This is a genomic window from Bradyrhizobium uaiense, from assembly GCF_010811875.1.
In the GTDB taxonomy this organism is placed as follows: Bacteria; Pseudomonadota; Alphaproteobacteria; order Rhizobiales; family Xanthobacteraceae; genus Bradyrhizobium; species Bradyrhizobium uaiense.
The window spans coordinates 20300-37462 of the sequence record NZ_VKHP01000062.1 but is presented as its reverse complement, the minus strand read 5'-3'; the positions used below and the strand labels follow the sequence as shown (position 1 = coordinate 37462).

Here is a 17163-nt window from a genome sequence, read left to right as displayed (position 1 = left end):
CTGATCCGCGGAGGGCATTATGGCCAGCGGTCATGGGTACCGCGTCAACAGGCCGAACACATGGCTGCTCCGACCAATGCTGCAAAGTGAAGATTCTCCTTGCCAACCCGGAGCCGTCCACACATGGGCCCAAAGCCGACCGGTCGGCCTCTGGCGCCGCCGGTCCAGTCCGCGCGTGCGCGTCAGACGTTGTTCGCGACCTTCCGTGTCCGCGTCGGTCCGGCGCCGGCGATCGCCGGCTTGATATTCCACACTGCGCGCACGCTTGCGAAGGCGTGGGCGATCACCGGCTCGTGGCGGCGGGTGGCGAGGGTGGCGAAGGAGAGATCGCAGGTGAGCTTCACCTTGTCGGCGACGACGAACTGATGCGGGCGCGCCATCCGGGTCGCCAGCACATTGTCGCGCGCGAGGCTGAGGCACAGGCCGGATTCGACGAAGTCGATCATCGCCTCTTCCTGGTCGGTATAGCCGACACGCTTCGGAAGGGCGCCGAGCGGGCGGAAGATGTCGTCGAGCATCCGCCGGTGGCCGGAATGCGGCGGTGTCGCCAGCCAGGGCATCTCGGCGAGCTCCGCCCAGCCCTTGCCGATCACCCGGTCCCGCCAGCCGATCGGTGCGATGACGCGGTAGTCGTAGCTGAGTAGCGGCGCCAGCTGGTAGCGGCCGTCGGCGATGGTCCGCTCGGCGAAGCTGTGATGGACGAGCTGCTCCGGCGGCGTGGCGTCGATATAGAAGCCGACGTCGAGTTCGCCCCTGCCGATCTGCGCCAGCACGTCGTCGCTCACGCCATGGCGCAGGAAGACCTCGGTGCGTTGCGAGGACATCGCAAGGCTGCGCACGAACGGTCCGAGCCGGGTGAATTCGGGATCGAGGATGGTGCCGACGCGCAGCGTGCCGCGCTGCGCCTCGTTCAGCGAATCCGCCATCGCCTTGAAGTCGGATGCCGCCGTCACCGCCCGGTGCGCCAGCGGCAACAGTCCCGCGCCGGCCTCGGTCAGCGTGAATCCGCTCGGTGTGCGATTGAACAGCTGCAGTCCGGTGCTTTCCTCCAGCGCCTTCAGTTGCAGGCTGACCGCGGGCTGGGTCAGTTTCAGCATCGCGGCGGCACGCGACACGGTGCCTTCACGGGCAACCGTGATGAAGCAACGCAAGGCCTGGGTACGGGGAAGCTCGGTCATCGTGTGTGCTTATAGCACACTTTTTTTGAGTGCATCCGACCTGCGTCGTGCATTGTCGTGTAATTATAATACAACCATTGCGAGAAGTCAGGATGGTCGCCACGCGATCATGCCTTCGGTCCGCGCGCGCACCTCCGGCGAGGCGAGGCAGGTCGCGACCGCTTCATAGCCGGGTGCGCCGGGTACCGGCCTGACGCAGATCGGCCGGCTGTGATTGGCGGGGCACAGGATGATCACTTCGTCGTCGCCGACAGCGTCGAGGTCCAGGATCGCGTTGGAGCGTGTCAGGAAGAACAGCGGCCGGGCCTCCGGCCCGCGACGGCGCAGAAACGCGATCATGGCTTCCTGGCTGGCCGCGTCGAGCCCCTGTTCGAGCATGTCGATCACGAGGATCGCACCGTCGCAGGCCTCGATGGCCGCGAGCAGGGTGGTCAGCGCGGTCGAGTCCATTGCGCCGCCGGCCCGGAGGACGGCAAGGCTCGCTTCGACCCGTGCGTTGTGCGCCGGGTCGGCATCGAGGCGCGCGCGAACGGCCGCGCCGCCGTCGGCTGTGCGGTCCAGCCCCACGAAGCTGGCCTCGGGCAGTGTCTCCGCGAGGCGCTGTGCGAGGCGCGTCTTGCCGCTGCCGAGCGGGCCGACGATGTAGTTCAGCGGCTTGATGTCGCGCAGCTCGAAGCGCTCACCGCCCCACGGCCACGGCAGATCGAACGCGACGCCGACCGCCGGCCGCGTCCTCACCGCGCCGATGACGTCGCGGGTCGCGGGCATCTTGCCGCAGCCGAGGTCGGTGCGCAGCCGGCGCACCCTGGCGATGCTGTCGCCACAGTGACGAATGCGGGCTTCGAGCGTGGCCTCGTGCGCGGCCAGCACACGGCCGAGCATCACGGCGTCGCCGCTCAGGATCCGCGCCACCTCGCCGACGCTGAGGCCGAGCGCGCGCAGCTCGACGATCTCGGCGCAGCGCGCCATCTCGGCCGCACCATAGGCGCGCCATCCCGCCGGCGTGCGGCCGGGTGCGATCAGGCCGCGCTCCTCGTAGAGGCGCAGCGCTTTCGCGGAGATACCGAGCTGCCTGGCAGCTTCGGACGGGCTGAGGAAACGGGCGGCAGCAGCATTCATCGAATCACCTCGCATTGTCTGACCGCGCCTCTTATGGAGGCGGCCGCAGGGGCAAGGTCAAGCGGGAAGGGTGGTGTGATCTCCATTGTCGACAGTGAGGTGACCACGCTGGTCTGGCTCCCTCCCCCCTTGCGGGGGAGGGCTGGGGAGAGGGGTGGCCCCGGGCGAGATGATCGACGAGTGCGTCGCTCTCGAATTTGGTTCGCTGGTCGCAGACGGAATACGGCGAGTGCACGTCGTGTGGCACCCCTCTCCCTAACCCTCTCCCGCAAGGGGAGAGGGAACCCTGCCGCCAGCGGCTCCCTCACGCGCGCATGCCACTTGATTCACAAGCCGTGCAACGAACTCGGTGTCGTCCTGGCGAGCGCCATGCACCGATCACAGCCACCCTCACTCCAGATGGTTCACCTTCGCCACCCAGGCGCGGACGTCGGTCAGCACGGCGGGCAGCACGGCCTTGACCTCCTGCACGTTCATGCCGGGCTTGATGCGGGGGTCGTAGAGCAGATTGAGCAGATATTGGTCGTAGACGTCGAAGAAGCCCATCGAGACGCTGTCGTTGAACATGGTCCACGGCACCGTCGCAGTATCGTTGATCGGGCCGAGCGACTGCAACAGCTCCTCATAGGCGCAGTCGAGGAAGACGAAATCGCCATTGTCGACGGTGAGGATCACGTCGGAATGCTCGATCTCGTATTTCTCGTTCTTGCGGAAGCCGGACAGGCATTGCGGATCGAGCGAGGAGCGGATCTCCTTGGCGCGCTCCTGGCCGTAGAAGGTCGCGATCGTGCGGTACAGCTCGCGATCGCGCACCAGCTTGACCACGACACTGGCCGCATCCTTGTCGTCGGTCATCGCGATGTCGAGATGCTGCACCTTCGCGCCGATGTCGGCGATGACCTTGGCGAGCTGGGCCTTGCGGTCGGCGCGGCTGCCGTCGGCGAACACGCGCACCGGGCTGTCGTATTTGCGGATGCGGTCCACCCGTCCGGCGAGATGGTATTCGGCACCGAACGCGGTCTTCAGAAAGCCCTCGACGATCTCGGCGTCGGTGAAGACCTTCTTCTCGTGGCGCTGGCGCGCGGTGATTGCCGGTACTTCGGTGGCGGTTGCGGGTCTGGCGGCGTCAGCAAGGCAAGCGGCGAGCGCTGCGGCGACAACGAACAGGATCGAGAGGCGGGGCTGGGACATCATGACGACGCTGCCGCAAGGTTTGCGGCAGCGCAAGACGTGATCAAGGCGACGGGATCAGCGATCGTGCCGGATGGCCGCGGCCTGGTCCCGCTGAAATCGACGCGATCAGTTCTTCACCACCACGGTGGCGCCGACCGAGACGCGATTGTAGAGGTCGGTGACGTCTTCATTGGTCATGCGGAAGCAGCCCGACGAGACCGCCTGGCCGATCGTCTCGGGCTCGTTCGAGCCGTGAATCCGATAGAGCGTCGAGCCGAGATACATCGCGCGCGCGCCGAGCGGGTTCTCGATGCCGCCGGCCATATGGCGCGGCAGATCGGGGCGGCGGCGCAGCATGTCCGACGGCGGCGTCCAGGACGGCCATTCCTTTTTGGCGGAGATGCGGTGGACACCGCCCCAACGGAAGCCGTCGCGGCCGACGCCGATGCCGTAGCGCAGCGCTTGGCCGTTCGCGAGCACCAGATAGAGCCGGCGTTCGGCCGTGTTCACCACGATGGTGCCGGGGGCGTAATTGGTCGGGTAGTTGACAGTGGTACGCGGGATCGGGCTTGCGCCCCCGCCGCCGAAGAAGCTCGAGGCGTCGGACTGGTAGCCCCGGGAGTCGAAGAACTGGGCGTGGGCCTGGCCGGCGCCAGCCAGGATCGTGAGCGCGGCAAACATCAAGGCAATCGGGCGCATGGCCGTCCCCTCGCGAACAATCAAATATGCAGCCAGAGAGGCCACAATTGCCGGCGTTTCGCAAGCGACGAACCCGTGACTTCCGGCACTTTCGAACAACACGGTTTAAAAAGGCAACAGTTCGCAAGCGATACCTGCATTGTCCGGCCAAGCCTTTGACGAAGCGGATGAAGAATGGTTGATCTGGAGCGACCTCAAGAACATCTCGAAATGGGAGCGAGAGCATGAACGGTGCGGAAAGTCTGGTGCGGACATTGGTCGCGGGCGGCGTAGATGTCTGTTTCACCAATCCGGGCACCTCGGAGATGCATTTCGTCGCGGCGCTGGACAAGGTCCCGGGCATGCGCTGCGTGCTCGGCCTGTTCGAGGGCATCGTCACCGGTGCGGCCGACGGTTATTTCCGCATGAAGGGAACGCCGGCCTCGACGCTGCTGCATCTCGGGCCAGGTCTTGCCAACGGCCTTGCCAATCTGCACAACGCCAAGAAGGCGCATTCCGGCATCGTCAACATCGTCGGCCAGCACGCCACCTACCACATCGGCTACAACGCGCCGCTGACCTCCGACATCGAGGGCCTGGCCCGGCCGATGTCGTCCTGGGTGCGCACCTCGCCGGACGCCAAGTCGGTTGCGGCCGACGGCGCCGCCGCGATCGCCGCGGCCAAGAGCGCGCCGCCGCAGATCGCAACCCTGATCCTGCCGGCCGACACCGCCTGGAACGAGGCCGACGGTATCGCTGAAGTGCCGGTGGACGCGCAACGCCCGAGCTACTCGCCGCAGGCGGTCGACACCGCGGCGAAAATCCTGCACGGCGATGCCGCGCATACCCTGCTGCTGGTTACCGGCAGCGCGCTGACCGAGCACGGGCTGGCGCTCGCCGAGCGCATCGCCGGCAAGACCGGCTGCACCGTGATGGGCCAGACCTATCACCCGCGCATGGCGCGCGGCCGCGGCCGCTTCTCGGTCAACCGGATTCCCTATGTGATCGAGCAGGCGCTGCCGATCCTGAAGAATTTCCGTCACATCGTGCTGGTTGAAGCCAACGATCCGGTGGCGTTCTTCGCCTATCCGAACAAGCCGAGCATGCTGAAGGCGGAAGGCTGCCAGGTCCATCGCATGACCGCCTGGGGCGAGAATTCGGTCGCAGCGCTCGAGGCGCTCGCCAATGCGCTGCATGCCACGGCGCAAGACGTCAAGCCGCAGCAGCACCCGGAACTTGTGAAGCCGACCGGCGCGCTCAACCACGCCACGATCGCGCAGGCGATTGCGTGCGCGATCCCCGAGAACGCCATCATGGTGGACGAATCGGTCACCACCGGGCGTGGCTTCTTTCCGCCGACCGCGGGCGCTGCGCCGCATGACTGGTTGCAGAACATGGGCGGCTCGATCGGCTTCTCGACGCCGGTCGCAACCGGCGCCGCGATCGCCTGTCCGGACCGCAAGGTGATCTGCATGGTCGGCGACGGCAGCGCGATGTACACGATCCAGTCGCTATGGACGCAGGCGCGCGAAGGGCTCAATGTCGTGACCATCGTGTTCGCCAACCGCATCTACCAGATCCTGCGCGGCGAGTTCGACGGCGTCGGCGCCGGCGAGCCGGGCAAGCGCGCGCAGGACATGCTGAAGATCGATCGGCCGACGCTCGACTTCGTCGCGCTCGCGAAGGGCATGGGTGTGCCGGCGGTGGCTGTCACATCAGCGGACGAGTTCAACAAGGCGCTGGCGAATGCCGTCGCCGAGCCGGGCCCGCGGCTGATCGAAGTGCAGATGTAGGATCGCAATTTGAAGGCCGCGGCGGCGGCGGTCCAGTTCAAATCGGAGGCGCCAATGCAGACCGAGCTGAACAAGGTGATCGCCGCCGTCGGGGAGTTCTATGCGCAGGAGACGTTCCTGCTGGAGCGCGATCTCGGCGAGCGAACGCTTACTCACCGGCTGGCGGTCTATGTCGAGCGGCAGTTCTCCGGCTGGCAGGTCGACTGCAACTACGATCGGCTCGGCGAGCGCACGCTGCGGCTGCCGCGCGGCTCGGGAAGCTCGACCGATGACCATCTCGGCAAGTCGATCTATCCCGATATCGTCGTGCATCAGCGCGACATTCCGAACAATCTGCTCGCCATCGAGCTGCGCAAGGAGAGCAATCACCAGCCGCTCGACCACGACCAGCGCAAGCTGCAGGCGCTGACCGATCCGAATGTGTGGTTTGCCTATGCGATGGGCGTTCTGCTGATTGTCGGAGCAAACGGGGTGAGCTCTTCCGAGGTCTATGCCGGCGGAGCCATCGACGTCGCCACGTCGCGCTGGTTTGCGGAGCGGATCCGAGACAGCGGGCTTGCGGACAGGCGCGACGATGGCGTGCAGCGTTAAGCCTCATCGCTGAATCTTTCGGCGCATTGCAGTGATAGCCCGTTTGGATCATGCGCCGCCCCTGCATGCACGGCAGAAAAGAAGGCGCGGGAGGTGGAGCAATTCCTGGAGCTGGTGGTCAATTTTCAGAACGATCCGATGGCGGTGCGGATTATCGGCTCCGCGCCTCTTTCGCTCCCTCTCCCGCACTTCAATTCGCTGTCTCATGTCTCACGGCTTCAAGCGATCGGCGCAGCTGATCGCGACGTGACGGGCGGAGGCAGCATCCGCACCGAGCCAACAACGAGCCAATGAAAAGGCCGCCTTCGGGCGGCCTTTTCCGTGATCGTCAAGTCTGTGACTACCGAGTCCGTGGCCACCAAGCGCGATTGTTTCTGTTTATTGCTTGGCCGCGTCGTCGCCGGTTGCAGCAGCGCCTGCCTTGGCGCTTCCCTTGGCGCTCGATTTCTTGGCGGACTTCTTCGCCTTCTTCGGCGCCATCTTGGTCGCCTCGCCCTTGGTCGCCGTGTCACCGCTTTGCGCTGCGGGGGCCGGGCTGCCGCCTGCCTTGTCCTGCGCGAGTGCGGTGGACGAGATGAAGGCAAGAGCTGTAGCGGCGAGGATCAGTGTTCGCATCGGATAGTTCTCCCAAGTTGATTTCCAGCGCCCCTCAACGGGACAGAATGTCGCAGGTTCCGCGGTGTCGATCAGCAGTCCGTGAGTTGGGCGTGAACGGCGCAGCCGATGAGAGGTGGCGGAACCGGGAACCGCGAGCCGCGTTATGTCGCTGGGCAGGAGTTCCGAGGAGAGGCGCCATGCGCTGGCGATCAGTGACGGATACCACCAACACGGTGCTCGACACCGCCCCGGAGAACACATTCTACGCGGTGGGCTGGACGGTCAGCGGCGTGGCGACCCTGGCCACCATCGTCGCGGTCTGGATGTTCGGGATCTGAGGGCGACCGATCCGCGCCGGCAACCGGCTTGCCACCGCCGGCGCGCAACCGCGACCCGCGGCGGCCGGCTACTTCCGCAGAATGGCCAGCGCTTCCCGATAGAGCTGCGAGAAGCAGACCAGGAGCGCGCTCGACAGCAGGAACATCGCGATGCTGTCGTAATCGTCGGCCGTCGGCCAGGCGAACTCGAAATAGGGCGGCATGAACACCCACCACACGATCGGAACGGTGATGATCGTCGCGAAAGCGCCGGCCGGGGCGCCGCCCATCAGGCCGGCGATCAGGATCGCCGGCACGAAGCCCGCGAAATAGAACTGCATGCCGAAGCTCGCGAACATCTCCTGCGTCGCCGTGGCCAGCACCACGGCAAGCAGGGCGACGACGAACGTCGACAGCGACCAAGGTCGCAGCTTCAGAATGTAGTCATTGCCCTTGCGCATCGACACGTCCCGGCCTCCGCGAGTTCCGGAAGGTAGCCGAGGAGGCCTGTAAACAAAACCCCGTAGGACTCCGTGGGGCAGGGGTGGTGTGTGCGATGCAGTGAAAAGGAACCGTCCCGGTCAAGCCGCCGCCGCATTGTCACGCTTATTGCATCGCGGCAGGGTGATTGTGGGACAACACAATGCTGGAAATTCTGATTGTCGTTCTCGTCACCGGGATCGGGTTCGTAGCCGGGTATGGCGTCCGCGAGCTGATCTCCCGCCGCAGGCGGCGATCGCCGCGTGTTCACGCGCCGCGTCTTCGGGCCGCGAATGACGACATATCTGCCCGCGGCTGGTATCGGCCGACCGGCACGCAACCCGCAGCCTTGAGGTCAGCAAGAATGGAACGGATACGTTGGAGCTTCTGCGAGAAGTCGGGATCGTTGGAGGTCAGAACGATCCGCGCCTTGCGCCAGCGGTAGCCGGCGCCTTTCACGATCGCGCGGATTACATCTTCGCCGGCTGGCTGCCCTTTCTCGCGCATCGCACGCACCAGATCGGCCATTTTCCAGGTTGTCCGGTTGATGCCAAAATTGGCTGGCGGAACCTTCGACCTTCACCAGCGATGCGTAGATCGGGGCCGGGAAGCTCGGATCGCGGTCACCCGGGCGGGCAGGACCCGTGGCTCAGCAATAAGGTTTGGTAGTCAAGCTAGTTCCGAGAGCGGGCAGACTGGATGCTGGACGTCAGCTTATGGGCCCGCAATCGGCAACTTACAGGTAGCGACGGTCTGCGCCGGGTCGTTAACGGGCTTGCCTGGTCCCGGCCTTTGAGGTGCGCATTACCCAACAGGCGCACAGCACACTCCCGCCTCGTTAGGCGAACGGATCCACCTGCCAAGCAGAAGCCTTCAGAGGGCCGCTGGTGTTCGTGCGATTGCATCCTTCACGAGGCCGATTGAACGTTCAAGCCGATGCAGCAGGGATTCCAGGTCCGATGTGGTCGCCTCTTCCATACGAAGATTTGCCTGGGTGACAGCCCGAGCGACGAGGTCATCGATTTGTTCGTGCGCAGCTGAACCACCTGAAGACACTTCGACGCTTCCACCGGGGGTGACGATGATCGAGACGTTTGACCGCTTGAGAATTGCCGCTTCGACGATCGGAACAGACAGTTCAACTGTGCAGATTACCTCGCCTGTCTCGACGCGCCGATACCCGGCGCTGTACGACGATGGACTGAGCGGGTTCTCATCACCGCGTCCCAGATCCAAGAACGCCTCTACGACAATGGCCATTGATTCCTCATTGGAACCTAGCGAGTGAACCTCGACGGCAAGGTGAATAGCACCGTATCAACTTGCCGAATTTTGTTCGCAGTGCACTGTGCACTCAAATATCTGGTTTTTAGATAATCTGCAAACCGGATTATTTGGTCGCCCCCTCAGTTGTTTGGGGGCGGGGATGTCGAGGACACTGCAGTCGGGACGGCATAAGGCCTTGACCCAGTTTCTAATTGAAAAAAGAAAAAAGGCGGGATTGACGCAAGCCGAGGTCGCCAAGAAGCTCCGCCGATATCAGTCGTTCGTTGCGACCGTTGAGAGTGGTCAACGAAAGATCGACGTGATTGAATTATTAGCGTTCGCCGAAGCCATCGGCTTTGATCCTCGCGACGCAATAAAGCGGCTGTCGTCGATCAAGGCTGACTAACGCATCGTCGTCGTCTTTCAGGCGTCGGTCATCTGGTTTCAATCCCTTCGCGCACTAGAGCACAAACCGAACGTGGTGAAGGCGTTGACAGACGCTGCCCCGAACTTGAAGAACGCGCGCCCGTATCTGTTCTTCTCCCAGACGGAGCACGGCAAGGCGGCCGCCGCGGCGTTTATGGTGCGCACAGCGGAGCGTAAGCTCGATCTTGACCCCGGCTCGTCGATGCAGACTATGCAGGCGCACAACGAGGCCCTGGCCGAATTCGGCGCGATGGCCGGTCACGCGGAATACATGACGCGGCTGCAGGAGCTGAAGCAAGCGACACTGGTGGTCAATGGCGGCAACGACCTCATGGTCGATACCATCAACTCCTACGAGATATCACGGAGCGGAACGAGCGATACCGGATGACCCCCGCTGTCGCGACCCGCTCGGGCTCCTCCCAGACTGGTCCTTGCTCGGCCAAGGCTTGCGGCGCAGCAACCGCAACCCTTCCTCTTTGGAGATATGCGATCCCTTGGGGCCGACGGTGGAGCATTCTCCGACGGACAGCTTCGCGGTGAATTCGGGCAGCAGCAAGAAGTTATGCCGACGACCGACGCTTTGAGCGAGCCGATGCATGACCGGCTCTCTACAAACCTTGATTCGTGTTGGCGAGAAGAGCTTGGGACGTAATGCCATCAAAAACCGGTGGCGCGGCGACACGCGCACCAATCCTGGTGTCCAACGCTGACGGAAATTGAAGGGTTAGGCCGGGTACTTGGAAGAGCCACGATTGGAGTCGAAACACCTTTTCGGCCGTAGCTCGAATAGTGGGTCTAAGTCTAAGAATGTCAAAAATGCTCTGTCTTTCAATGGCGATTGACTGACACTCTCTCCGCCGTTGTTTGATCTTGTGCGCCAACCTGCGATCCTGGACGTTTTCACGCGCGTTAGCGCGCTATTCGATGTGGCGCTTCGCGGTAGCGCAATAGTACCCAGCTTATCAACAGCCTCCCGCTCCAAGTAGAGTTGTGGTGAGCGAGCTATCGCCACAGACTCGCTGCACCTCATCGAGCAAATCGCGTTGACGCGGGTGGGGCCGCTGCGCGCGCAGCTGCCTGTGCACCAAACTCGCCTGCAAGAACTCAAGTCGTATGCCGGCCAGGACTTGATGCTCGCGCGGCTTCAGAAAGGCGGCATTTTGAGAATGACACGACCGTCGATAGCTGGATCAAGTGGCCGACTTGTACCCGTTGATGGTCGATTAGACCTTTAAGCCGTCTGCGCTCGGTCGGAATAATCCACGCAAGTACCAATAAGGGAACTAGGAGGAGTCCGTCCCGCGAGGCAGATCATTTGATCTTGTAGAATCCGGCCGCCGTCGCCCGGTGGCGATCTGGCTCGCCCCGAGGTACATCGTCGGAATAGACGATGTTTTTCTCTCGATCGATGACTAACAAAAAATCAAAGCGATGAACGAACGCGCGACAACGGATTTGGGACGAGATGCGATGAGTAGATCTTTGCTCATAAACGTGGTGACTGCGAGTGTCTTGCCAATGAACAGCCTGGACATGCCAATGATAAAGGGTGATCGCCGGTTGAACCGGAAAGCGGAATCGTCCCTGCGCTTCGCATCTCCGTGCATGGCGGAAAGCGCAGCCGTGAGTAGGTCAGCGGTTCGTCGGGCGACAGCCGTACAGAGCTACGTCGACGGTGCATCCTCGTCGCTTACCTTGGCCTCTGGCGCCGACATACAAGACTCCCGAAAAATCCCGGAGGAGAAATTGCTTGATACGAAAGCCGCTATGACCGACGACAGCGAGCAGGGATTGGCGGTTTTCGCGAGACCGAGGAGCAATCTTCTGAGGTCTCATCGGACACAATCGTCGTAAACGACGATGCGTGCGTGGAGACCGTCAGCTAAGTCATGCGCATTCTTGCGTAAGAATGCCTCTGGAACAGGACAGGGTGCTTTCATGACAACCTCCGCCGAAGAGAGGAACGCGATCTGCGACGCGGTCCGCGGCCTGATGCAGGACCGAAGTTCGGAGAACGCCGTTCGATCGACGATGGAAACGCCTCAGGGTTACGATCCGGCGCTGTGGGCTCAGCTCGTGGAACTCGGCATCGTCGGTCTTCTGATCGATCCGGAATATGGCGGAACGGGCCTCGGCCCGCTTGAACTCGAACTGGTGATGGAGGAAACGGGCGCGGCCTTGCTGTGCTCGCCTCTGCTGTCGAGCGGCGTGCTGGCGGCGGGCCTTCTCTCGGCCTGCGGCGATAAGGACGCACAGGCAAGGTACTTGCCCGGTATTGCGGCCGGAACCACGATCGCAACCGCGGCGCTCACGGGGGACGCCGGCACATGGACGCCCGAGGGCGTGACGGTCGACGCAAGGTCCGCGAACGGTGGTGCGCTCCTCAACGGCGTCGCGTCCTATGTCACCCACGGTCAGATCGCCAATCTCCTCTTGATCGTCGCGAAGACCGGTTCGGGCCTTGGGATTTTCGAAGTCGATGCCACGCCAGCGGACTGACGCGAAGCGCGCTTCCAAGCTTCGACAGGACGCTTCGCCTCGCGCGGCTGGAATTCGCCAATACGCCGGCCCGGCAGGTCGGGCAGATGGGTTGGCCCGCGGTGCAGGAAGCGCTCGATGTGGCGTTGGTTGCGCTTGCCGGCGAACAGGCCGGGGGCGGACGGCGCATCTTCGAGATGACGGTCGAATACGCCAAGACCCGCATTCAGTTCGGTCGCCCGATCGGCGGTTTTCAGGCGCTCAAGCACATGGCCGCGGACCTCATGATCGAGGTCGAGTCGAGCACGTCGGCCGCGCGGCATGCCGCCGAGCAACTGGCCGAGAAGACCAATCAGGCCGAGGAAGCCGTCAGCCTCGCGGCCTTCGCCTGCGCCGAAGCCTATTCGAAGGTCGCGGCCACGGCGATCCAGATGCATGGCGGCATCGCCTTCACCTGGGAGCATCCGGCGCATCTCTATTTGCGCCGTGCGCGAGCCTACGCGCAGCTTTTCGGATCGCCCAGTCTCTATCGCGAACGGTATCTGACACAGCTCGGAGCTTGACCATGGCCGACATAGAAGAGACCAACAAAGGGGATGCCGCGCTGCGGACCGAGGTGCGCGCCTGGCTCGACGCGAACTGGGACGGCACCCTGCAGCCCGATCAGGACAAGTGGAATCTGTCCGCCGCCACCAAGGCGTGGACCGCGAAGGTGCTCGACGCGGGCTGGGCCGTGCCGACCTAGCCGAAGGACTGGTTTGGGCGCGCGTTGAGCGCGGAACAGGCCGACATCATCGCCGAGGAATTCGCCCGCGTCGGCGCACCCGGCGCGCGCCAGGACAAGAGCAATCTGGCCGCCAATACGATGCTGGCCTTCGGCGGCGAGGCGCTGAAGCGCCAGATGATTCCCGGTCTGCTGAAGCGCGAAATCGTGCAGTGCCTGCTGTACAGCGAACCGGCGGCAGGTTCGGACCTCGCGGGCGTGCGCACCAGGGCCGAGCGCGACGGCGAGGATTATATCATCAACGGCCAGAAGGTCTGGACCTCCGGCGCCGCCCACGCCGACTACGGAATGCTGCTGGCGCGAACCGACTGGGACGTTCCCAAGCACAAGGGCGTGACCTTCTTCTGCTTTCCGATGAAACAGCCCGGCGTCGAGGTGCGGCCGCTGCGGCAGATCACGGACGAATCCCACTTCAACGAAGTCTTCATCACCAATGCCCGCGTTCCGGCGGCGAACATCATGGGCGGACTCAACAACGGCTGGCGCGTGCTGCAGACGGCGCTCGCCTATGAGCGCGCGACGATGGGCGATCGCCCTCGCGGGGCGCGCATTTCCGCCACGTCCGACGACCTGATCGCGCTTGCCCGCCATTATGGCCGGCTCGAGGATACCGCGCTGCGGCAGGATCTCGCCGCCGTCCTCTCGCTTCGCAAGCTCAATGCCCTGAACAATGCGCGGGCACAGGCGAATCTCGAACAGGGTACATCGTCGTCCGTGATGTCGCTCGGCAAGCTCGCGATGTCGCGCATCCTGCACGAGGAAGCCCGCGTCCGCACCGCCATCGTCGGCGCCGAAAGCCTGCTCGAAGGTCCGGACCATCCTTTCGGCGGCGACGCGAACTTTCTGGCGTTCAACGCCTATTTCACGTCGATCGGTGGCGGCACGGACCAGATCCAGCGCAACATCATCAGCGAGCGCGTGTGCCATAGCGCCTATTGCTCGACGCGGGGCCATCCCCATACCGCTGATCAATATCGGGCGTACAAAGATTGGGAGAGTGTCATCTTCATTGTTTGGCCGATCGGCATGGTCATGCTGGGCATTCTGAGATTGACCGAGAAGCGGAGCCAATGACTCCCAAATGCCCTTGGGCCCCTCAAGCCAACCAGATCGCGACCCAAACCCCCACAAGCGCCGCCGCCGCGGCGATGATGACAAAATCGATCGACGACCAGTCGGTGGTGTGATGCATGGGAGCCTGCCTTTCCGGGCGGCACTCTGCACCAGAGAGGCCGGGACTGGATGTGATCCACTTCACAGGGGTGACATCCAGGCGACGAGACTCGCGAAGCTCATTCTATTCCCCTTAGCCGACCTCAAATCGCGCGCGGTGGGCTCCGCGGCCCGCTGGCAGAGGCCGCGCTCGGGGCGGGCGGTCCTCAAATCTGAGGCGGACTGCGCCCCGTGTGACTACGGTACCACCCTTAGCTGCTGGGTGATGAACCCAAGCTGGGTGTATCAAATTGGGAGAAACAGTCCGCGAGCAATAGGATTGTCAGATGAACGAACGCGAACTCGACGTTCTCTGTGCGATGTACGACGGCGTAGTGGTGGCAGCCTTTGGCTTGCTCGCCTTCGGCACATCTTTTCTTATGTCAACGTGACGCGCGTCCGCCCTCTAGGGCCGCGAGCACCAAGCCGCCCGACCGCCAGGAAGCCCCTGGCGATGGGTGGACTATTTCACGCGTCTGCGTCGGCGACCTTGAAAGGTGCGCGGTATCCCGGGGCCAGACGCGAGATCATGCTGACATCGACTGCATAGGACTTCGCGATCGACGCCAGGCTCTCACCGGCAGCCCGGCGCTTCACGGCTTCCTCGCGCTGGTATTCGGAGAGCTTTCGCTTGCGGCCAAACTTGACCTTGTTGGCCATGGCGCGCTTGCGGCCCTCGCCGGTGCGCTCCGCGATCAGGGAGCGCTCGAATTGCGCGATAGCGGCCAGCATGGTTGCGAGCAGCTGACCTTGCGCTGACGATGTATCGAACAGCGGATCTCCGAGACTGCGGAACACCGCGCCGGCCTTGCCGATACGCTCGATCAGGTCGAGCAGCTCGCGGGTCGAGCGGCCGAGCCGGTCTAGCTTGGTGACCAGGACCACGTCACCAGCCTTTATAGCGGCCATGAGCTTCGCCAGTTGGGGGCGATCGGCGCGGGCACCGCTGATCTTCTCGCGATAGATGGTATCGGCACCGGCGGCCTTGAGGGCTTCCAGCTGACCGGTGAGGTGCTGGTCCTGGGTCGAGACGCGAGCGTAACCGAGGGTCGCCATTTTCGTCTCCATTTTCACAAGTAAGTTTCGCAAATCGTAAGCCGCTGATTTTGCTTGTCGAGCTATTTTTTGCGAAACTTAGGAGTTTTGCAAAAGAGACTGGGCGCCACGCCGTTGCCGGGCCGCCCATGCGGAGCGCTGGCGGAGATCGCCAAGCGATATTGTGTCGACGTCAGCATGATCAGCCGATTGTAGCTGCCTCAGGAGCGGAGGCGACAGGCCATCGGCGTCGCCGCGTCGCGTTTCTGACGGTCCACGGCACCCCTCTCGCGCGCGCTTAACGTGCCCCAAAAAAATCTAGGACCCCGAAACCGAATTTGTAAACGAAGCCGCAAGGTGGTGGCGGCGATCTGGCCGTGAGGGTCATCGTGGATTCGGCGAGGACCTACTTGCCGTTCTCCGTACGTACTGGCGTCATGGTTTGTCCCCTTTCAACGAGCGGTGCTGGCCTCTTTCCATCCCCAGTGGCCTGCTTTGAAATTTCGAGTGGCCTAGTTTGGACTTAACCCTGCGGCAACCAAGGGTTAGCCGATGTTCTCAGTAGTCCTACTGAGCGGCCTTATTACTTGTTCTGGGCATATAAAATTCCATGGATCGCTATTCGTTCTTCACGCGATTGACCTAAATCAAGGGGCGCATGGGCAATGTTTGGAGACGTGTCGGGTATGACCCGAGACCGCGCCATCACCATCGCAGCATACGCCTCGATGGCATTTGCCGTGCTGGCCTTGATCGCCCTTTTTGCGACCTAAGGCGCTGTTGGCACAAACTGCACTTTCCACGGGAAAAGTTCCCCGCTTAACTTAGGATAAGTGCAGTGATCGCCGGGGACGTGTCATGGCCGAAATATTCGTCCGAGTAGGCATCGTCGCGCTGGGCCTTTGCCCGATCGCAATAGCCGCCGTCGCTTTGCTCGTTTGAACCTGGCCCGAACGCACCAATCGGGCCGGTAGGCCCCAGCAACGAGCCTTCCCCTACAAGGCCCCCATGTTGCTGGGGCCGCTCAACACAGAGGCCGCCTAAGGTCGCGCGGCTGCTTAAAAGCGATCGCGAGCCATGAAGACATTTGCAGAAGCCGAAGCCTTGCTAGCGGCAATTGAACGCGATCTTGACGAAGTCAAATCGAGAAGGCTGCGCCAGCTAGTGCGAGAGGTCATCGAAGAGTATCGGAAGCAAATCCAGCATCTACGCAAACGCTATCACTGAGCCCGCCTCAGTTGGCGGCGTCTTTCATTTCAGCGCAATCTTGAAATCACGGGAAGCGCGCTTGTCGCGTCCGCCTCCGGCGGGCCGAGTAGAGCCCAAACGGCTACGGCCAAGACAAGCGCGCTGAAGAACGTCCACGATGCCAAACGCATTACGGCATCATCGTCATAGTCGCCAGATCGGCATTAGTGAAGCTTGGCCCGCCCGATGCAAAATAGATTGTGGCGAGCATCAGTACTGAAACCGTTATATAGCCAAAAATGATCAAGCCGTCGTAACCGCGAACAGAAGACGGCATGGTGTGCAAGATCGCCATGACCAATTTCCTATTCAGAATTGCGCTTCGTTGCGCGCCATCATCCTAGGCTTGATCGGAGATAGCGCTGTGAAGCAATTCACAGCACTCGCGCACAAATTTCCGTCATTCTCGTTGGCCGCCTCTAGATCTGGACGTCCAGATTTCCCACGTGCGCCCCGTAGCAGCTCCTTGCTTGGAAGGCTGCAATCCGGCTCTCGCGGGGTAATCCACACTTGGCAATAGCGCGTTTCGCCCGCACCTAAAGAAACGGCCCCAGCGAGGGGGTACTAGCTGAGGCCAAGTTGCACTTTGCGTCCTAACGCTGTCGGCAGACCGCGTTAGGAGCCCAGACAACCCAGAGCGTGCCGCGCCCGTTCCTATCGAAAAAGAAACGGGCCCAGCGAGCGGTACATGCGCCGGGGCCAAGATACGGTCATCCAAGGCCATCCTGCGCGAGATCGCAGGTCATAATCGTCCCGCTGGCGGTCACCCAGAGAGACGCCTAATT

At 62.8% G+C, this 17163-nt stretch carries 21 protein-coding genes; 11 read left to right on the top strand and 10 right to left on the bottom strand.

The window, feature by feature from the left end:
* Window positions 1-182: 182 nt before the first annotated feature.
* The 4 genes from FNJ47_RS17225 to FNJ47_RS17210 all read right to left on the bottom strand — a co-directional run bounded on the left by FNJ47_RS17225 (window position 183) and on the right by FNJ47_RS17210 (window position 4169).
* On the bottom strand, window positions 183-1178 hold the full coding sequence (locus FNJ47_RS17225) for a LysR family transcriptional regulator (protein WP_163155108.1): 996 nt from the start codon (window positions 1176-1178) through the stop codon (window positions 183-185).
* Between the two features lie 87 nt (window positions 1179-1265).
* Complete coding sequence (locus FNJ47_RS17220; RefSeq protein WP_163155106.1) at window positions 1266-2297, bottom strand: MerR family transcriptional regulator; 1032 nt, start codon at window positions 2295-2297, stop codon at window positions 1266-1268.
* Between the two features lie 390 nt (window positions 2298-2687).
* Window positions 2688-3488, bottom strand: a complete 801-nt coding sequence (locus tag FNJ47_RS17215; RefSeq protein WP_163155114.1) for a DUF2927 domain-containing protein — start codon at window positions 3486-3488, stop codon at window positions 2688-2690.
* Between the two features lie 108 nt (window positions 3489-3596).
* Window positions 3597-4169 carry a L,D-transpeptidase gene (locus FNJ47_RS17210; protein ID WP_163155104.1) on the bottom strand — a complete coding sequence of 191 codons (573 nt, stop codon included), beginning with the start codon at window positions 4167-4169 and terminating at the stop codon, window positions 3597-3599.
* A 224-nt stretch (window positions 4170-4393) separates the two neighbouring features.
* Here FNJ47_RS17210 and FNJ47_RS17205 point away from each other — a divergent pair, with 224 nt between their 5' ends.
* The 3 genes from FNJ47_RS17205 to FNJ47_RS17195 all read left to right on the top strand — a co-directional run bounded on the left by FNJ47_RS17205 (window position 4394) and on the right by FNJ47_RS17195 (window position 6826).
* Window positions 4394-5941, top strand: a complete 1548-nt coding sequence (locus FNJ47_RS17205) for an acetolactate synthase large subunit (protein WP_163155102.1) — start codon at window positions 4394-4396, stop codon at window positions 5939-5941.
* Between the two features lie 54 nt (window positions 5942-5995).
* Window positions 5996-6532, top strand: coding sequence for a hypothetical protein (locus tag FNJ47_RS17200; RefSeq protein ID WP_163155100.1), 537 nt, complete (start codon window positions 5996-5998; stop codon window positions 6530-6532).
* A 93-nt stretch (window positions 6533-6625) separates the two neighbouring features.
* Window positions 6626-6826, top strand: coding sequence for a hypothetical protein (locus FNJ47_RS17195; protein ID WP_163155098.1), 201 nt, complete (start codon window positions 6626-6628; stop codon window positions 6824-6826).
* 84 nt (window positions 6827-6910) lie between these two features.
* Here FNJ47_RS17195 and FNJ47_RS17190 read toward each other — a convergent pair whose 3' ends face one another.
* Window positions 6911-7147, bottom strand: a complete 237-nt coding sequence (locus FNJ47_RS17190) for a hypothetical protein (RefSeq protein WP_163155096.1) — start codon at window positions 7145-7147, stop codon at window positions 6911-6913.
* Between the two features lie 179 nt (window positions 7148-7326).
* Here FNJ47_RS17190 and FNJ47_RS17185 point away from each other — a divergent pair, with 179 nt between their 5' ends.
* Window positions 7327-7467 (top strand): hypothetical protein, encoded by a 141-nt coding sequence (locus FNJ47_RS17185; RefSeq protein ID WP_163155094.1) that lies wholly within the window; start codon window positions 7327-7329, stop codon window positions 7465-7467.
* A gap of 68 nt (window positions 7468-7535) precedes the next feature.
* Here the strand turns inward: FNJ47_RS17185 and FNJ47_RS17180 are convergent, their stop codons facing one another.
* From FNJ47_RS17180 to FNJ47_RS17170, 3 genes are all read right to left on the bottom strand, one after another.
* The gene (locus FNJ47_RS17180; protein ID WP_163155112.1) at window positions 7536-7907 is read right to left on the bottom strand and encodes a DUF4118 domain-containing protein; all 372 of its coding nucleotides are present in this window, start codon (window positions 7905-7907) and stop codon (window positions 7536-7538) included.
* A 286-nt stretch (window positions 7908-8193) separates the two neighbouring features.
* Complete coding sequence (locus FNJ47_RS17175) at window positions 8194-8454, bottom strand: hypothetical protein (RefSeq protein WP_235999940.1); 261 nt, start codon at window positions 8452-8454, stop codon at window positions 8194-8196.
* Window positions 8455-8799: 345 nt separating this feature from the next.
* Complete coding sequence (locus FNJ47_RS17170; protein ID WP_163155092.1) at window positions 8800-9186, bottom strand: hypothetical protein; 387 nt, start codon at window positions 9184-9186, stop codon at window positions 8800-8802.
* 202 nt (window positions 9187-9388) lie between these two features.
* On the opposite strand from FNJ47_RS17170, the gene FNJ47_RS17165 reads away from it, so the two are divergent.
* From FNJ47_RS17165 to FNJ47_RS17150, 6 genes are all read left to right on the top strand, one after another.
* The gene (locus FNJ47_RS17165; protein ID WP_347341678.1) at window positions 9389-9598 is read left to right on the top strand and encodes a helix-turn-helix domain-containing protein; all 210 of its coding nucleotides are present in this window, start codon (window positions 9389-9391) and stop codon (window positions 9596-9598) included.
* Between the two features lie 84 nt (window positions 9599-9682).
* Window positions 9683-10009: a hypothetical protein gene (locus tag FNJ47_RS17160; protein WP_163155088.1), complete on the top strand. Its 327-nt coding sequence runs from the start codon at window positions 9683-9685 to the stop codon at window positions 10007-10009.
* Between the two features lie 1550 nt (window positions 10010-11559).
* Entirely contained in the window at window positions 11560-12120 is a 561-nt protein-coding gene (locus tag FNJ47_RS50535; protein WP_206685324.1) for an acyl-CoA dehydrogenase family protein, read from the top strand.
* An 86-nt stretch (window positions 12121-12206) separates the two neighbouring features.
* Window positions 12207-12662 carry an acyl-CoA dehydrogenase family protein gene (locus FNJ47_RS50530; protein WP_206685323.1) on the top strand — a complete coding sequence of 152 codons (456 nt, stop codon included), beginning with the start codon at window positions 12207-12209 and terminating at the stop codon, window positions 12660-12662.
* 2 nt (window positions 12663-12664) lie between these two features.
* Window positions 12665-12844, top strand: a complete 180-nt coding sequence (locus tag FNJ47_RS50525) for a hypothetical protein (RefSeq protein WP_206685322.1) — start codon at window positions 12665-12667, stop codon at window positions 12842-12844.
* A 24-nt stretch (window positions 12845-12868) separates the two neighbouring features.
* Window positions 12869-13957 carry an acyl-CoA dehydrogenase family protein gene (locus FNJ47_RS17150; RefSeq protein WP_206685321.1) on the top strand — a complete coding sequence of 363 codons (1089 nt, stop codon included), beginning with the start codon at window positions 12869-12871 and terminating at the stop codon, window positions 13955-13957.
* Between the two features lie 606 nt (window positions 13958-14563).
* On the opposite strand, the gene FNJ47_RS17145 is transcribed toward FNJ47_RS17150, so the two are convergent.
* Entirely contained in the window at window positions 14564-15151 is a 588-nt protein-coding gene (locus FNJ47_RS17145) for a recombinase family protein (protein WP_163155086.1), read from the bottom strand.
* A 1056-nt stretch (window positions 15152-16207) separates the two neighbouring features.
* Between FNJ47_RS17145 and FNJ47_RS17140 the strand changes: the two genes are divergently transcribed.
* Complete coding sequence (locus tag FNJ47_RS17140) at window positions 16208-16357, top strand: hypothetical protein (protein ID WP_163155084.1); 150 nt, start codon at window positions 16208-16210, stop codon at window positions 16355-16357.
* 151 nt (window positions 16358-16508) lie between these two features.
* On the opposite strand, the gene FNJ47_RS17135 is transcribed toward FNJ47_RS17140, so the two are convergent.
* Window positions 16509-16673, bottom strand: a complete 165-nt coding sequence (locus FNJ47_RS17135; protein ID WP_163155082.1) for a hypothetical protein — start codon at window positions 16671-16673, stop codon at window positions 16509-16511.
* Window positions 16674-17163 lie beyond the last annotated feature (490 nt).

Bases quoted from the DNA above. Each gene is read 5' to 3' on its own strand.
- FNJ47_RS17225 (WP_163155108.1), bottom strand. From the start codon at position 1,178: ATGACCGAGCTTCCCCGTACCCAGGCCTTGCGTTGCTTCATCACGGTT.
- FNJ47_RS17220 (WP_163155106.1), bottom strand. From the start codon at position 2,297: ATGAATGCTGCTGCCGCCCGTTTCCTCAGCCCGTCCGAAGCTGCCAGG.
- FNJ47_RS17215 (WP_163155114.1), bottom strand. From the start codon at position 3,488: ATGTCCCAGCCCCGCCTCTCGATCCTGTTCGTTGTCGCCGCAGCGCTC.
- FNJ47_RS17210 (WP_163155104.1), bottom strand. From the start codon at position 4,169: ATGCGCCCGATTGCCTTGATGTTTGCCGCGCTCACGATCCTGGCTGGC.
- FNJ47_RS17205 (WP_163155102.1), top strand. From the start codon at position 4,394: ATGAACGGTGCGGAAAGTCTGGTGCGGACATTGGTCGCGGGCGGCGTA.
- FNJ47_RS17200 (WP_163155100.1), top strand. From the start codon at position 5,996: ATGCAGACCGAGCTGAACAAGGTGATCGCCGCCGTCGGGGAGTTCTAT.
- FNJ47_RS17190 (WP_163155096.1), bottom strand. From the start codon at position 7,147: ATGCGAACACTGATCCTCGCCGCTACAGCTCTTGCCTTCATCTCGTCC.
- FNJ47_RS17185 (WP_163155094.1), top strand. From the start codon at position 7,327: ATGCGCTGGCGATCAGTGACGGATACCACCAACACGGTGCTCGACACC.
- FNJ47_RS17180 (WP_163155112.1), bottom strand. From the start codon at position 7,907: ATGCGCAAGGGCAATGACTACATTCTGAAGCTGCGACCTTGGTCGCTG.
- FNJ47_RS17175 (WP_235999940.1), bottom strand. From the start codon at position 8,454: ATGGCCGATCTGGTGCGTGCGATGCGCGAGAAAGGGCAGCCAGCCGGC.
- FNJ47_RS17170 (WP_163155092.1), bottom strand. From the start codon at position 9,186: ATGGCCATTGTCGTAGAGGCGTTCTTGGATCTGGGACGCGGTGATGAG.
- FNJ47_RS50535 (WP_206685324.1), top strand. From the start codon at position 11,560: ATGACAACCTCCGCCGAAGAGAGGAACGCGATCTGCGACGCGGTCCGC.
- FNJ47_RS50530 (WP_206685323.1), top strand. From the start codon at position 12,207: ATGGGTTGGCCCGCGGTGCAGGAAGCGCTCGATGTGGCGTTGGTTGCG.
- FNJ47_RS50525 (WP_206685322.1), top strand. From the start codon at position 12,665: ATGGCCGACATAGAAGAGACCAACAAAGGGGATGCCGCGCTGCGGACC.
- FNJ47_RS17145 (WP_163155086.1), bottom strand. From the start codon at position 15,151: ATGGCGACCCTCGGTTACGCTCGCGTCTCGACCCAGGACCAGCACCTC.
- FNJ47_RS17140 (WP_163155084.1), top strand. From the start codon at position 16,208: ATGAAGACATTTGCAGAAGCCGAAGCCTTGCTAGCGGCAATTGAACGC.
- FNJ47_RS17135 (WP_163155082.1), bottom strand. From the start codon at position 16,673: ATGGCGATCTTGCACACCATGCCGTCTTCTGTTCGCGGTTACGACGGC.